The organism is Magnetospirillum gryphiswaldense MSR-1 v2, from assembly GCF_000513295.1.
Lineage (GTDB): Bacteria > Pseudomonadota > Alphaproteobacteria > Rhodospirillales > Magnetospirillaceae > Magnetospirillum > Magnetospirillum gryphiswaldense.
Genome location: NC_023065.1, coordinates 2,739,534 through 2,752,979 on the forward strand (window position 1 = coordinate 2,739,534; position 13,446 = coordinate 2,752,979).

The following is a 13,446-nucleotide window of genomic DNA, read 5'->3' on the forward strand; positions in this document are numbered from 1 at the left end:
CCGCCGCCATGCTCCTGCCGAGTTTGCGCGACGAGCTGTCGCTGCATCCCGGCCCGGCCTCCCTCGACGGTTCACCGACCTGGACCATCCGCGATCCGGTGAGGAACCGCTATTTCCGCATAGGCTGGGCGGCCTTCGAGGCGTTGAGCCGTTGGGGCGGCACCGCAGGTGAAGTGGCCGAGGCGGTACGGGCCGAGACCACCATCGACATGAGCGATGAGGAGGTGATGGACGTCGCCAAGTTCGTCCGCGGCAACCAACTGACCCAAGCCAACAGCCACGCCGACACCCTGCGCTTGAGTGAGCAGGCGGCGGCGGAAAAGCATTCGCTGTTCAACTGGCTGCTGCACCATTACCTGTTCTTCCGCATTCCCCTGGTACGGCCGGATCGCTTCCTCGGTGGCCTACTGCCGCTGGTGTCCTGGCTTGGCAGTGTCTGGTTCCGTTGGGCCACCCTGGGTGCACTGGCGCTGGGTCTGATCCTGGTGGCTCGCCAGTGGGACGTCTTCAGCACCACCCTGGTCGATACGCTTTCGGTCAGCGGCATGGTCAGCTACGGCATTGCCCTATCTCTAGTGAAGGTGATCCATGAACTGGCCCATGGCCTGTCCGCCAAGCGGTTCGGCTGTCGCGTGCCGACCATGGGGCTCGCCTTCTTGGTGATGTGGCCGGTGCTCTATACCGATGTCAACGAGACCTGGACCTTGGCGTCTCGGCGGCAACGCCTGCTTGTCGGCTCTGCTGGAATTCTGGCCGAACTGTCGGTGGCGGCCTGGGCCACGCTACTCTGGGCCTTCCTGCCCGAGGGGGCATTGCGCCAGGGCGTCTTCGTGCTGGCCGCCTTCACCTGGGTATCTTCATTGGTGATCAATCTCAGCCCCTTCATGCGCTTCGACGGCTACTTTCTGGCCATGGATGCGCTGGAGTTGCCCAACCTGCACCCTCGGGCCTTCGCCATGGCTCGCTGGTGGCTGCGGGAGGCTTTGTTCGATCTGGGCAAACCGGCACCGGAAGCCATGGACAAGTGGCGCACTCACGCCATGGTCGCTTTCGCCTTCGCCGTCTGGATCTACCGGCTGGCCCTGTTTCTCGGCATCGCTGTCCTGGTCTACCACTTCTTCATCAAGGCGGTGGGCGCGCTATTATTTGCTGTTGAGATTGGCTGGTTTGTGTTCTTGCCCATCTGGAATGAGGTTAAGCAATGGGCTAAGCGCCGGGGTGACATCCTCAAAGGCACCAGGTGGAGGCGTCCGCTGATTGGCCTCGGCCTTGCCCTGCTGGTGGCGATCATCCCCTGGCGCACCCGAATAGAGGCCCCAGCCAGTATTGCTGCCGAGATTGTGGCGCCATTGTTTCTGCCCGCTCCGGCCCGGTCGGAAGCCGTGCTGGTCGAGCGTGGTCAGCATGTTACTACCGGCATGCCGCTTCTTACCTTTATCGCCCCCGACATCGACGCAAGACGTGCCATCACCTCCGCTAGGCTGGCAGGCAAGGCCGCCGAGTTGGAGGCAGTCAAGCTCGACCCCTTCGGCCGCGAACGCCTATCGGCCCTGACCGAGGAACTGTCGCGCCTCCGCTCCGAGAAGGCGGCGCTGGACGCCGAAGCCGAACGCCTGACCGTCACCGCACCTCATGCCGGTCTGTTCCTCGATCCGTTGCCGGACCTGAAACCCGGCGCCTGGCTGTCGCCGAAGCAGCAATTGGGCCTGATCCGGGCCGATGGCGTCCCCATTGCGACCGCCTATCTGGCCGAGGACGATCTGGAGCGAATCAAGGAAGGCGACGAGGCTCGCTTCATTCCCCACAGCCTCGACCATGCCGGTATGGCGGGCAAGGTGCTATCCATCGACCGCAATCCGGTCAAGGTGCTGGCCGATCCGGCCCTGGCCTCGCTCCATGGCGGGGACATCCCAGTTCGGGCCGCAGGCCAAGCTCTAGTGCCCCAGGGCGGCTTCTTCCGCGTCACCATCCGTCTCGACGGCCCGGCGCCCGATATAAAGCTGATTGGACATGCTATCATCAGTGGGCAGGGCCAAAGCCTGATTGGACGCGCGGCGCGGTCGGCGCTGGTGGTGCTGGTCCGCGAATGGGGAGCTTGATCTGCTATGATAAACCACACCATCTTGGGAGGTGCATGATGCGCATTGCATTCCGTCTGGCCGCGCTGGCGGCATTTTTGGCCCTGGCACCTGCGGCCATGGCGCAAGGGAATGGCCCCATCGACAATGCCTACGAATCCTCCAAGGCTGCCGAACTGGAATCGGTGAAGCTGCAACTGGCGACCCAGCCTGGTTCCACTGCAGTGCAGGAACTCAACGAGGCTGAAATCACCCTGCGGCGTTTAAAGGAAACAAAAGCGACTGACCAACGCCGCAAGATCGCAGCCGAGTTGGAAATGGCCATCACCCGCCTGAAGATCGCCGCCGGTGCCGGATCGATGCAACGGTGACGCGAACATAGCGTCACGCACAGATCCGGGGTGCCCATGGCGCCAGCAAGTCCTTGATATTCTAGGGGAGAAGGTTCGATTCCCGCGACCTCCACTCCGCCATTACTTCCAAAGAATAGATTCTCTGACGCATAGAGCCTTGGGCGAAAGCCCAAGGCTCTGCGCCGTTTTAGGCCAGTAGCTGTTGACATTCTGGTCTTGTGGCTGCGAATTTTTAACCAATTTTCTCTTCTCTCCCGCCCTGTTTCTCCGGAAGCTGTTGACTGCCGCCAAACGGTACGGGTTTTAAAGTTGCAAGTTATTCAAAGAGTTGCGGCGCCAAAAGCTGTTGACCTTTTCGCAGTTTTTGCTGGCGCGGGAAAGAGTCTGGGAGTGGAATGGGCGATCAACAGCCGTCTTGCCGCACCGCAGAGTCGAGCGGCGCCAAGGGCCCCGACAACCGCCATTCGGCGGGAACGTCCCCTATGCCGGCTGTGTGTGCCAGGAAGAGCCGTTTTCTCCTACCCACCATGTCTTACAGTGGGGAGATCTGCCCGATATCGAACGGGAGGGGGATACCACCTATTCTTTCGGACAAACCCACTCACGCATGTTGCTGTCGAATTTCATCACATGGTTTACAAGCCAGAAATTCATGAACTCCCTCAGTTCTTCAAGCGCCTTTCTATTCAGCGGCTTTGATTTCCTGACGAAGTAAGTCCGGGCGATTTCTTCTAGCTGAACCACCAGTGCATGATGCTCTTGGACATGCATCGCGTGGTACTGATACATGCACTCCCGCTGAATTTTTTCCTCTTTCGCGAAGTGCTCCTTCGTGTACGCGATCAGTGACTTGAGGGTCTGGTGCATTACCGTGGCGCAGTCGCTGGGCGCCGCCCCCTCAAAAAGGGTATGTACGGTGGACGCCTCGGCAAACTGATTGATAATCTCAATCAGACGCTGATGGTCGGCATCGATAACAAGGTGGCCGATGCGCATGTCTTCGGTAAATCGAAGCATATCTGATCCCGCTTCCTCATCTGATGGATCGCACTTCCAGAAGATTTCAGGAAAGATTATCGCAGACGCTGAGGGTTGAGAAGCCAGGACGCCGCGAACGCCCAAGTTAGGTCATAGGCTGCCTTGGGTGATCAGGTCAACGTGTCGTTTATCCCGACATCGACCGATGGCCCACCGCATCAGCTGGAGCCGATTGGGCTCGGCGCTGCGTTTGACCGCTCTAAGAGGTGGCCGGGTTTGTTCGGACAGATTTGGTCGTCGGCTAAGTGGATCTCCCGCCGGTTTCGGACTCCAATCCAGCAGCAATAACCGTGTCCGAAATGGCCTCCTTGATCTCCTCGGGCAGAATGTTCACCTGATCACCCGACCTGCGTTCATCCCGCTGTATCGTGAACTTCCAGAATTTGTCCAAAGAACTTTCGATCCTCAGATAGCATGTGCTTGGCGATGAAGTCATAAGCGAGATAGTTGAAAAGTTCGCCAACCGACAATTCACCTTGCTTGAAACTTTCCACTAGATTGTTGGCATGATCGAGCAAGGATTTGTGGGTTTCGGCATGTTCATCGGCAGCCGCGTAGCCTACTGACCTAAAAATCATCTCTTCATCATGAAAGTGCTTGGTGAGGTCGGCCACAAGCGATTCGACCTGGGGGACAACCTCATCATCTGGTCGATCTCCGAGCACCGAAGTCAGAAGATTGTTGGCGAGATCAAACAGATCGCGGTGCTGGCTATCGATCAAAGAATGACCGGACTCGTATGCCTTTCGCCATCCCAGCCGCATATACGACAGATCAAGAAGTTCAGCCTCTCCAGTCTCACCTGGATGGGCGGCATCTTTGATCACTTGGTTCCGACCACCTGCCTTTGCGGCATATAGGGCTGCATCAGACCGGGCAAGCCAGGATTCCCATATTTCTTCTTCCCGACATTCCGCGACACCAAGACTGGTGGTTACACGCCCGACAACGGGGAATTCATGGGCCATTGTGGCCTTGCGAATTCGTTCGGCGAGAAGGCTGGCTATCATCACTCCGCTGTTTGGCATAAGGATCACGAACTCCTCACCACCCCAGCGACCAAGGAGATCGGTAGACCGCATGCACTTTCGGGCGATTTTGCAGAAGGCTTTCAGAACATCATCACCAACCGCATGGCCGTGGGTGTCGTTGACCCGTTTAAAATGGTCGAGGTCGATGAAGAGTAGCGATACGGGATGGCCGTACCTCGCCTTTCGGAGCATTTCCTGCTGGGCAGTTTCCTCAATTCTTCGACGGGTCCAAGCCCCAGTAAGTCCATCACGCTGTGCCAGATGTTCAAGCTCTTCCCGTGCAGCGTGGAGTTCGGCATTTGATGCGGCGAGAGCCGCAACAGTGTCGGTGAGTTCCAGGTTCAGGGCTTCAAGATCGCGGCTGCGTTCGACCAAAGCCCTTCGTTCGGTGATGTCCATGTACAGGGTGACGAATCCGCCATTGGGCAACGGACGTTCGTCGATTTCCAAGATGGTTCCATCGGGCCGGACTCGTTCAAACTGATGCGGTTCCATTGCCTTGGCCCGCAGTACGACCTGTTCGGCAAGTTCCTCTGGATTGCCTAAGCCATATTCACCGCGTCCAGCGTCAAACGTGGCGAGCTTTTTCAATGATGGTAGTCCTGCTGCGAACAGTTCATCAGGGATGTCCAGCAGACGCCGAAACACCCCATTGCAGGCAACCATGTTCAGGGACTGATCAAACAGCGTCACCCCACACGGGAGGTGGTCAATGATCGGCTGGATCAGGCTCTGGCATTCTGGGATTTCGACGAGATTCAGCAGGCGGCCAATATCCTGGTCACCTCCATGCTGATTTCGCCCATCATCCATCATTGCAGGTTCCTGCGTATCAAATCACAGATGCCAACTCCGCGTGTTTCCTGCGGGGCACAGATATCTAGTATCCAGAATTTCCACCATGAGTTTTACATCCGCACGAACTGGGAGGTCAATCCGTAGCGACCCCCGATAGCCCGCTCGATACAAATCGTTGGCTCACGCAACGAATATGTAAATGGCCGCCAGCCCATGGCACTGCACGACCACCGGGTCACGTCAATGCGGCGGGTGGAAATTCCTGTCTCGGTCATCCGGTGTTCTTGCTGGCGGCGACCGTTTCCTGAATGATCAGCCTGAACATCGATGGGGGAGATGAACATGCGTTGTCCTTTTTGCGGACATGACGACACCCAGGTGAAAGATTCCCGCCCTACCGATGACAATGCATCCATCCGCCGCCGCCGGGCGTGTCCAGCCTGTGCATCCCGATTCACCACCTTCGAGCGGGTGCAAATCCGCGATCTGGTGGTGATCAAGAAGGACGGCAGCCGGTCCACCTTTGACCGCGATAAGGTGGTCAAGTCGCTTCAGATCGCCCTGCGGAAGCGTCCCGTGGACGAAGAGCAGATCGAACGCATCGTCAATGGAATCCATCGCCGCCTGGAAAGCTTGGGGGAGAACGAGGTTCCGTCCAAGCTCATCGGCGAACTGGTCATGGATGTGCTGATGGGGATGGATCAGGTCGCCTATCTTCGCTATGCGTCGGTCTATCGGAACTTCCGCGAAGCCAAGGATTTTGGCGATTTCCTGGGGAAGATGGGACGCGACAGCGGTGACTGAATCCGTCTGAAGGTCAGCCAAACAGGATGTGCATCGCGAACTAAGCCACCAACGAGAGACCGAGCCGAGTGCCGACCTCTGCCAACAGGCTCAGAAGGTCGCTGTCCACAAGGTCCTTGGCTAGGGCAATGCCGACGCAAAGGCGCAGGATGTCGTCCGTCGAGGCTGTAGCACTTATATTGGCAACTACCTGAGCCGCCAGTCGCTTGATCTCTGCCCGTGTCACGAAGCCTGTTTCCCAGGTCATTTCGTTACCTCCCAATCTCGGGGTTGATTAGCGCAAGATAGGCGAGGATTCAAGTTACAATCCCGTACCTTTCCCGCTGCCGGTGCCATTCCACCGGCATGTCGTCCATCAGATCGGCCAGTTGAAGGGTGCGCGGCTGGCGGCCGTCGAGGATGGTTTCGACGATGTCGGGGGCCAGCAAGGTGAGGCGGTAGATTCGGGTCATGTAGGATGGGCTGATCTTCTCGGCTTCGGACAACTCGTTCAGGGATGCCACCTGCCCAGATTCCAGCATGCGCTTCCAGCGATGGGCGCGGGCCAGCGCCTTCAGCAGGGTGTCGTCGGGAGTGGATTTGGTGCGCACCGGCACGCCGTCGCCCTCGGGCACGATCACCAGCTTGCGCCCACCATATCGCCGCAGGGTCAGCGGCACGCGGATGGTGAGGGTGTCGATCCGAATGTCGGCGGTCATGCCGCACTCCTGTCGCCGGTCTGGGCGGTGCCCGTTTTGACCTGCCCGAAATTCGTGGTCGCCTGGCCGCCACGGCACCGGACTGGCTGCCCGGCCTGTTTCCCCAAGGTCGGCTGTCCCCGGATCGCCGGACGCTGCGCTGTGCCGATTTGTCGGGGCGTTCGCCGCGCAAGGACGGCTCGTGCATCATCCATCTTGGCGGTCACCATGCCGGTTGGGGCTTCGACCATGCCACCGGCGAGAGCGCTGGGCCCATCGACCTGATCCACCACGCCACCGGTCTCGCCGACCGCGATCTGTTCGAGGAAGCCGCCCGGCTGGCGCGGATGGATCTGCCCGCCCCGCAGCGAGCCATGACGCCCAAGCCGACGCATGACCTGGAAATCGCCCGCATCCTCGGCGGTGTCCAACCGCTGGTCGGCACTATCGGCGAGACCTATCTCCGTCACCGTGGTGTCGGCGATCCGCGGTCGCCCGATCTGCTGTACCACGACGACCTTCCCGACTTCGATGGACGGCGCGGCTGGCCGGGGCTGGTGGGGATCGTCCGTGACGGTGCCGGCAACCCCGTCGGCGGCATCCACCGCACCTTCCTGCTCGACGACGGCAGCGGCAAGGCGCCACCGGGCAAGAAGATGTTGGGGGCAATCGACAGCGGCAGCGTGCGCCTCGCCCCCATACACCCGGCTTTCATTCAAGGAATGCGCCTTGGGCGCCGAACGCCCGCTGGGTTACGACCCGTTGCTGGGCCAGGGGCGTGACGCCCAGGATCCCTATTACGAGGCGGTCAAGGACGAGGGCGATGTCGGCGTGCCGCTCGATGTGCGGGCGCTGGGGTTCTGGCTGAAGGGCCTGTTCGGCGCGCCCGCCACCGCCGACATCCCCACGTGCACATGATCGTCCCCGGCGGCGGCATTGCGCCCGACGGGCGATGGGTGTCGTCCCGTCCGGCATTCCTTCTTCCCGTCAGGGTGCTGGGCGCGCTGTGCCGCTCAGCCTGTCCACGCTGGCCGACCAGGTGGGCGCCGGCTGCGCCGCCCTGGAGCCGTTGATCCGGCGCATCGAGGCCCATGTGTTTGCCGCCGCGCGTCTGCATGGCGACGACACCACGGTGCCCGTCCTGGCGAAGGGCAAGACCGACACCGGCCGATGTTGGGTCTATGTCCGCGACGACCGCCCCTTCGGCGGACCGGCACCACCGGCGGCCATGTTCTACTATTCGCGCGACCGGAGAGGTGAACACCCCCAGGCCCATCTCGCTGGGTATGCCGGGCTGCTCCAGGCGGACGCCTATGGGGGCTATGGCGCACTCTACCTGCCCGACCGAAAACCCGGGCCAATCCTGGAGGCCGCCTGCTGGGCGCATGCGAGGCGTCCGTTCTTCGCCCTAGCCGACCTGGCGGCCAATGCCCGCCGCAAGGCCGAGGGCCGGGCTGCCTCGGTGATCTCGCCCCTGGCGCTGGAGGCGGTCCGGCGCATCGACGCCCTGTTCGAGATCGAGCGCGCCATCAGCGGCCAGGACGCCGACCGGCGGCGGGCGATCCGCCAGGAGCTCAGCGCCCCCCTGGTCGCCGACCTGGAACGATGGCTGACGGAGAAGCGCGCCGGTCTGTCGCGAGGCAACGATCTTGCCAAGGCCATGGACTACATGCTGAAACGCTGGCCCGCCTTCACCCGCTTCCTCGACGACGGCCGCGTCTGCATGACCAACAATTCCGCCGAACGCGCCCTTCGTGGCATCGCGCTCGGCCGGAAGTCCTGGCTCTTCGCCGGGTCCGACCGCGGTGGACAGCGTGCCGCCTCCATGTACAGCCTCATCGTCACAGCCAAGATGAACGACATCGATCCGCAAGCCTGGCTGGCCGATGTCCTTGCACGGATCGCGGGTCACCCCGCCAGCCGCATCGACGAACTCCTGCCCTGGAACTGGCGGAACGCCAACCCGGCCTCCGCCGTCGCCGCCTGACGCCGCCCCCCCCCTGCGTCCTTCACCGGATGGATACGGTTCACCGACAAGCAATGAGACAAGTCCCATAAACCATCCCGCATATTCTGCCGTCAGTAGGGGGCGAACGTGTGCCTCAAATGGGAAATGTAGACTTAAAAAATTGACGCAACACCCTACTTTCGATTAGGCTCCCTGTCGGTTCTTATGACCTGTGATTTAGGGGGGGAATGGCGGCGCCGGTGCATTTGACGGGGGTCGAAAGGACGTTCGCCGACGATGAGATCATCGTCAGCAAGACCGATCCCAAGGGGCGGATGACCTATTGCAATGATATTTTCCTTCGTTTGGCCGGATACTCTGAATCCGAACTGATCGGCCAACCGCACAGCATGATCCGGCATCCCCATATGCCGCGCTGTGTCTTCAAGTTGATGTGGTCGCGCATCCAATCCGGCACCGAGGTTTTCGCCTGCGTCATCAATCGCAGTGGCAATGGCGACCATTACTGGGTTCTGGCCCATGTCACCCCGGATCTTGTCCAAGATGGCGCCATCATCGGCTTCCACTCCAACCGCCGACCGCAAGGCCGGACTAGAGGCCAGTTCGGCGCAGTTGCAGGACATTTTGGCGCAAAAGGGGATTGGGTGAAGAACCATTGGTTCGCACCGCAGGAGGTCAAGGCCCCGAAATCGGCGAATTTAAACTTTTACGCGCCACCTCCGTAAAAATTAATCCAACTGGTACACAAGCAGCATGCTGACACTTCCCTCATTCAAGAGTATCGCGTGCCTTCTGATTGCATCGGAAAAGAAAAAACGTCGCCTGCTGGCTGATGTCCTGAGACAGATTGGCATCGGTACGGTTCACGAGACCGACACGGTAGATTACGCCAGTCTGCAGTTGCGCTATACCACGATCGGCATCGTTATCTGGGCCGAGGACGGCCTTGGCTACCTGGAACTTCTGAAATATATCCGGCACGAATTGCCCGGCAGGGCTCGCGAGGTTCCGTTCCTTTGCATTACCGAAGGCTGGAATAACGAGCAGCTGACCCAGGCCCGGAATGCGGGCGCATCCGGGTTCGCCACCTTTCCTCTCACCTTACGGGGGATGCTGAAGGCGGTCTCCGGCCTTCTTGGCGATACTCGGGAATTCATAAAATCAGAAGCCTATATCGGCCCCGATCGCCGCCGCCATGACCTTCCGAACTACTGCGGGCCGCACCGACGTTCGACAGATGTAGCAGGCGTCAGGGCCGCCACCCAGGCCGACACAGCCCTCAGTCAGCCGCCACCCCGCGCGCGGCCTGAACCGCCACCGCCGGGTGGCATGACCGGAGAAGCGCCTTCTCGTGCCAATGGCACCCCAGCCCCCCCCAAAGAAGGCAGTGCCGACAAGGGCCTGCCGCCATCCAGCCGCCGCATTCAGGTGGTTCAGGAAGCTCTGCGCATCTCCCAGGAGCTTCAGGCTCTTCTCCGCGCTCCGTCGGCAGGAGACGCCAAGGCAAAGGTAGACGAACACTTCAACCGCCTGATGAACCTCATGGGGCTGATTTACGGCTATTGCCAGGATACCGGAGAGACGTCCGCCTACTTCAAAAGCAAGTATAGCGAGATTATGGGAACGGTCAGCCAGATGTCGTTCGGCATTCTGGTCGGCGGCCTGGAGCGGACGGTCAGTGAATCATCGAGAATCGTTGACGGAACCGTCTCGGCAGCATTGGGGGTGTCATCGAAAATCTTCTATAGGATGTCGGAGTTCGACAACCTCATCATCATGCTCGGCGGATATTCCGCATTATCCGTCGATCTGCTCGAACTGCTCAAGACCGGATGGCAGAATGTGCTGTCCTTGGCGGCCATGGATGACACGCTGGATGAGCTGTCCGGGGCAGCGAGTTCACCCATGACGACTGTGGCGACCAAAAGGCTGGAGGTCACCAGTGAAGCCTTGGAAGAGCGCCGCTCGGCCGACTCTCAGGACGCGGCATTCAAGCGACTCACCCAACCATCGACCTCATAGGCATTAGCCGCCATTATGCACCGGACTAACGCCCGGCCTTATGGTCAGCCCGAGGTCAATGCCAATCAGGTTTTCGCCTAGCGGAAGCTATTTGGTGCGCCCGGGATCGAGACGATGACGCCGAGCCTGGTGCCGGTCGTGCTGACGGGGGAAAGCTTGCCGCTCACGGTCCCCATTTCTGCGGATGAGCGGGTCAAGATCGAACTGGCCGGCGGCTATCGTGTCCGTGTCGGCGGTGGCGTTGATACCTCGATCCTGCGGCGGGTTCTCGACGTGCTGGAGCGGCGATGATCCCGGTCCCGCGCAATGTCCTGGTGTGGCTGGCGGTCGGCCGCACCGACATGCGCCGCGGCATGAACGGGCTGGCGTTGCAGGTTCAGGAATCCTTGAAGCGCGATCCCCATGTCGGCGATCTGTTCGTCTTCCGGGGCCGCAGTGGCGACATGATCAAGATCATCTGGCATGACGGGTTGGGGATGTCGCTCTACGCCAAGCGCCTGGAGAAAGGGCGGTTCATCTGGCCGTCGCCGGCCGACGGCGTGGTGGCGATTTCGCCAGCCCAACTCGCCTATATGCTGGACGGGATAGGCTGCCTGGTAATCCCCCCGTTTTTAGCGGGGTCCGAACATAGAATTTATGATTCCATCGGTGCATGGAGACCAGCCGTCAAGCCGCACCGCGTTGGCCTTCATCGTCCGGCACGACAGCCGGGTCCACTTCACCGCGTTCTTGCCCTCCTTGATGTACTGCTCCGCCGTGCCCCGCTGATTGTAGAAGGCGACCACGCGGGCGGCGGGCCGGGTCAGATTGGTGACGATGAAGCCGACGCGGGGATACAGTTCGCCGGGATGCCATTCGACCTTGGCGACCACGCGGCGCTTCCGGCTCCATGATCCGGCCTGATACCTGAAGCTGGCGTAGAACCGTTGGACATGCTTGGGCGGATGACCGACCGGGCGTTTCAGCAAGTGGGCGATGTGGCCCTGGAGGACCACGTTGGCCTTGAGGCGGATGGTGTACTTGTAGCCCTCAGCTTCCAGATAGCCGTAGAGGTCGGGCAGGGCGAAGGCAGCATCACCCCGGAAGAACCGCCGCTTGGTCTTGTCCCGATACCGCGTCACCACCGGTTCCAGCACGAGCGCCAGTCGTCGGCGCTGTGGACGTTGCCCGAGCGCAGGCTGGTGCGTTCCAGGTCGCCGAATTGGTTGAAGACGAACAGCGGGTGATAGCAGGTGCAGCCGAAGTGGCCGTTGTAGGCGGTACCTTCCTGTTCGCCATGGGTCGGGCTGACGCTGCTGTCCATGTCCAGCACCACCACATTGGTGGGGCGGCGGGCATGAAACGCGTCGATCCATTGCTCCGAAAGGTCGGCCAGGGCGGTGAGGTTGGCCTTGCTGGTCAGCTCCTCGGTCTCGAACCGCCCCATTTGGCTGGTGGACGCGGCTTCCTTGGTCACTGCCCGACCGCCGACGATCCAGCGCATCGCCGGATCATGGCCAAGGCGGTCGGCGTCGTTGACATCCTCGTACCCAGCAAGGCGTCCGAACACCGATTGCCGGAATTGCGCCGTCAGGGTGTGGCGGTTGTTCTTGCCGGTCCTGATGTCGGCCAGCACCTGCCCGGCCATCTCGGTCAAACCGAGGGCATCGTCCAATTCCCTGAAGGCGAGCAGCCCGGCGTCGGAGGTCACCTTCGAACCGTGGAATTCCAGCTTCAGGCGGCGGTCGATTCCGTTTCACCCGCCGCCATCTCCATGATGGCCCTCTCCAGGCGCCGTCATCGCCTTGATTTTTATACCAGATTCGCGGTCATGCGTCACGAAACCGGGGGGGGCATCTGGGAAATACGAGCTTAGACATTCAGGCCAAGGCCCACCGGACATTGTCAGATCGAGCAGAGCCAAGTCGATGCCAGATTCACGTTCTCCCGGCTCAATGACTTCTGCGAAACTGCTCGCTTCCACAATTTGCGAAGCTTCCACGTACAGGGTGAGGATGTGACGTAGACCCTCGCGAAACAACGGGTCATCATCGACAATAATGATCTTCATCGGAAATGCCAAGCCCACTTTTCACGCCATTGGCCATATGAGAGCCACGCCCAAAGTATGCTTCGATTCCGTCTGGAATGCACCCGATAATGCAGATCCACTTGAAATTCGGGCACACACTATAAACACGCAGTTCCATCATTTGGCGTGTCAACGGGTCTGGATGAGAACCTCATCGATCTTGGTGAAGCCGCTGCCGACTCCCAGTTGAGACAGATGGACGGTTACCGAGCCATAACCATCGATCTTCGCCAGCCGCACCATGGTTCCCGACTTCGGGACGTCGATGATGCTGTCCACCGACCAAACCGTCCGGCTCCGACCGTCACTCTGATAAAGATCGCCAAGGGTAACAGCTTTCATGATCCACTCCCCTTGGGAGCGTTTCATTGCACACTGACGACGGTCTGATCAAGTGACAGATTGAAACCAAGATTATGGGATCAGCCCAACCTGGGGACATCGCGGTCACTTGCTGCGTGGCAGCCACCGGGCTCACCGCGCGTCTTGTCTGCCGGTATCAATTGCTTGACTGCTCTTGGAGATAGAGCACAATTCCGTCAGGGGAGCAGTTTCACCAATTCGGCCCCCCGCGAGGCCGACCGAGCCGCCTTCGACAGCCACCC

General features: G+C 60.4%; 12 protein-coding genes and 5 pseudogenes. 11 read left to right on the top strand and 6 right to left on the bottom strand.

The features are described 5' to 3' along the window. Window positions 1-8: 8 nt before the first annotated feature. Both MGMSRV2_RS12930 and MGMSRV2_RS12935 read left to right on the top strand, forming a co-directional pair. Window positions 9-2,099, top strand: a complete 2,091-nt coding sequence (locus tag MGMSRV2_RS12930; RefSeq protein WP_041634484.1) for a site-2 protease family protein — start codon at window positions 9-11, stop codon at window positions 2,097-2,099. Window positions 2,100-2,134: 35 nt separating this feature from the next. Next, on the top strand, window positions 2,135-2,449 hold the full coding sequence (locus MGMSRV2_RS12935) for a hypothetical protein (RefSeq protein WP_041633618.1): 315 nt from the start codon (window positions 2,135-2,137) through the stop codon (window positions 2,447-2,449). A gap of 561 nt (window positions 2,450-3,010) precedes the next feature. On the opposite strand, the gene MGMSRV2_RS12940 is transcribed toward MGMSRV2_RS12935, so the two are convergent. Further along, entirely contained in the window at window positions 3,011-3,553 is a 543-nt protein-coding gene (locus tag MGMSRV2_RS12940; protein ID WP_242410683.1) for a bacteriohemerythrin, read from the bottom strand. Window positions 3,554-3,822: 269 nt separating this feature from the next. Further along, window positions 3,823-5,316, bottom strand: a complete 1,494-nt coding sequence (locus tag MGMSRV2_RS12945; RefSeq protein WP_024080811.1) for a diguanylate cyclase — start codon at window positions 5,314-5,316, stop codon at window positions 3,823-3,825. A 324-nt stretch (window positions 5,317-5,640) separates the two neighbouring features. Here MGMSRV2_RS12945 and nrdR point away from each other — a divergent pair, with 324 nt between their 5' ends. Further along, window positions 5,641-6,102 carry a transcriptional regulator NrdR gene (gene nrdR, locus MGMSRV2_RS12950; protein ID WP_024080813.1) on the top strand — a complete coding sequence of 154 codons (462 nt, stop codon included), beginning with the start codon at window positions 5,641-5,643 and terminating at the stop codon, window positions 6,100-6,102. 296 nt (window positions 6,103-6,398) lie between these two features. Here the strand turns inward: nrdR and MGMSRV2_RS12960 are convergent, their stop codons facing one another. Then, window positions 6,399-6,800 carry a hypothetical protein gene (locus MGMSRV2_RS12960; protein ID WP_024080815.1) on the bottom strand — a complete coding sequence of 134 codons (402 nt, stop codon included), beginning with the start codon at window positions 6,798-6,800 and terminating at the stop codon, window positions 6,399-6,401. 353 nt (window positions 6,801-7,153) lie between these two features. On the opposite strand from MGMSRV2_RS12960, the pseudogene MGMSRV2_RS22430 reads away from it, so the two are divergent. The 8 genes and pseudogenes from MGMSRV2_RS22430 to tnpB form a co-directional block, all read left to right on the top strand. Continuing rightward, window positions 7,154-7,459: pseudogene (locus tag MGMSRV2_RS22430) on the top strand (DUF7146 domain-containing protein); the annotation flags it as partial. Continuing rightward, window positions 7,356-7,697, top strand: coding sequence for a phage tail tube protein (locus MGMSRV2_RS21975; protein ID WP_422612278.1), 342 nt, complete (start codon window positions 7,356-7,358; stop codon window positions 7,695-7,697). The pseudogene MGMSRV2_RS22430 and the gene MGMSRV2_RS21975, both read left to right, overlap by 104 nt. Then, window positions 7,679-7,792, top strand: a pseudogene (locus tag MGMSRV2_RS22435) (transposase); the annotation flags it as partial. The gene MGMSRV2_RS21975 and the pseudogene MGMSRV2_RS22435, both read left to right, overlap by 19 nt. Next, a pseudogene (gene tnpC / locus MGMSRV2_RS12980) lies at window positions 7,756-8,766 on the top strand (IS66 family transposase); the annotation flags it as partial. The pseudogenes MGMSRV2_RS22435 and tnpC, both read left to right, overlap by 37 nt. Window positions 8,767-8,975: 209 nt before the next feature. Beyond that, window positions 8,976-9,473, top strand: a complete 498-nt coding sequence (locus MGMSRV2_RS12985; protein WP_024080819.1) for a PAS domain-containing protein — start codon at window positions 8,976-8,978, stop codon at window positions 9,471-9,473. A gap of 28 nt (window positions 9,474-9,501) precedes the next feature. Next, entirely contained in the window at window positions 9,502-10,770 is a 1,269-nt protein-coding gene (locus MGMSRV2_RS12990; protein ID WP_024080820.1) for a response regulator, read from the top strand. Window positions 10,771-10,884: 114 nt separating this feature from the next. Next, window positions 10,885-11,061: a hypothetical protein gene (locus MGMSRV2_RS21475; protein WP_024080821.1), complete on the top strand. Its 177-nt coding sequence runs from the start codon at window positions 10,885-10,887 to the stop codon at window positions 11,059-11,061. Then, window positions 11,058-11,345: pseudogene (gene tnpB / locus MGMSRV2_RS12995) on the top strand (IS66 family insertion sequence element accessory protein TnpB); the annotation flags it as partial. The gene MGMSRV2_RS21475 and the pseudogene tnpB, both read left to right, overlap by 4 nt. Window positions 11,346-11,438: 93 nt before the next feature. On the opposite strand, the pseudogene MGMSRV2_RS13000 reads toward tnpB, so the two are convergent. The 3 genes and pseudogenes from MGMSRV2_RS13000 to MGMSRV2_RS13010 form a co-directional block, all read right to left on the bottom strand. Beyond that, window positions 11,439-12,525 (bottom strand): annotated as a pseudogene (locus MGMSRV2_RS13000) (IS1380 family transposase); the annotation flags it as partial. Continuing rightward, a complete protein-coding gene (locus MGMSRV2_RS13005; RefSeq protein ID WP_041633621.1) occupies window positions 12,506-12,820 on the bottom strand; it encodes a response regulator transcription factor in 315 nt (104 codons plus the stop codon). The gene MGMSRV2_RS13005 and the pseudogene MGMSRV2_RS13000, both read right to left, overlap by 20 nt. A gap of 150 nt (window positions 12,821-12,970) precedes the next feature. After that, window positions 12,971-13,183: a hypothetical protein gene (locus MGMSRV2_RS13010; protein ID WP_024080824.1), complete on the bottom strand. Its 213-nt coding sequence runs from the start codon at window positions 13,181-13,183 to the stop codon at window positions 12,971-12,973. Window positions 13,184-13,446: the final 263 nt, after the last annotated feature.

Bases quoted from the DNA above. Each gene is read 5' to 3' on its own strand.
- MGMSRV2_RS12990 (WP_024080820.1), top strand. From the start codon at position 9,502: ATGCTGACACTTCCCTCATTCAAGAGTATCGCGTGCCTTCTGATTGCA.
- MGMSRV2_RS13010 (WP_024080824.1), bottom strand. From the start codon at position 13,183: ATGAAAGCTGTTACCCTTGGCGATCTTTATCAGAGTGACGGTCGGAGC.
- MGMSRV2_RS12930 (WP_041634484.1), top strand. From the start codon at position 9: ATGCTCCTGCCGAGTTTGCGCGACGAGCTGTCGCTGCATCCCGGCCCG.
- MGMSRV2_RS13005 (WP_041633621.1), bottom strand. From the start codon at position 12,820: ATGAAGATCATTATTGTCGATGATGACCCGTTGTTTCGCGAGGGTCTA.
- MGMSRV2_RS12985 (WP_024080819.1), top strand. From the start codon at position 8,976: ATGGCGGCGCCGGTGCATTTGACGGGGGTCGAAAGGACGTTCGCCGAC.
- MGMSRV2_RS12960 (WP_024080815.1), bottom strand. From the start codon at position 6,800: ATGACCGCCGACATTCGGATCGACACCCTCACCATCCGCGTGCCGCTG.
- MGMSRV2_RS12945 (WP_024080811.1), bottom strand. From the start codon at position 5,316: ATGATGGATGATGGGCGAAATCAGCATGGAGGTGACCAGGATATTGGC.
- nrdR (WP_024080813.1), top strand. From the start codon at position 5,641: ATGCGTTGTCCTTTTTGCGGACATGACGACACCCAGGTGAAAGATTCC.
- MGMSRV2_RS12935 (WP_041633618.1), top strand. From the start codon at position 2,135: ATGATGCGCATTGCATTCCGTCTGGCCGCGCTGGCGGCATTTTTGGCC.
- MGMSRV2_RS21475 (WP_024080821.1), top strand. From the start codon at position 10,885: ATGACGCCGAGCCTGGTGCCGGTCGTGCTGACGGGGGAAAGCTTGCCG.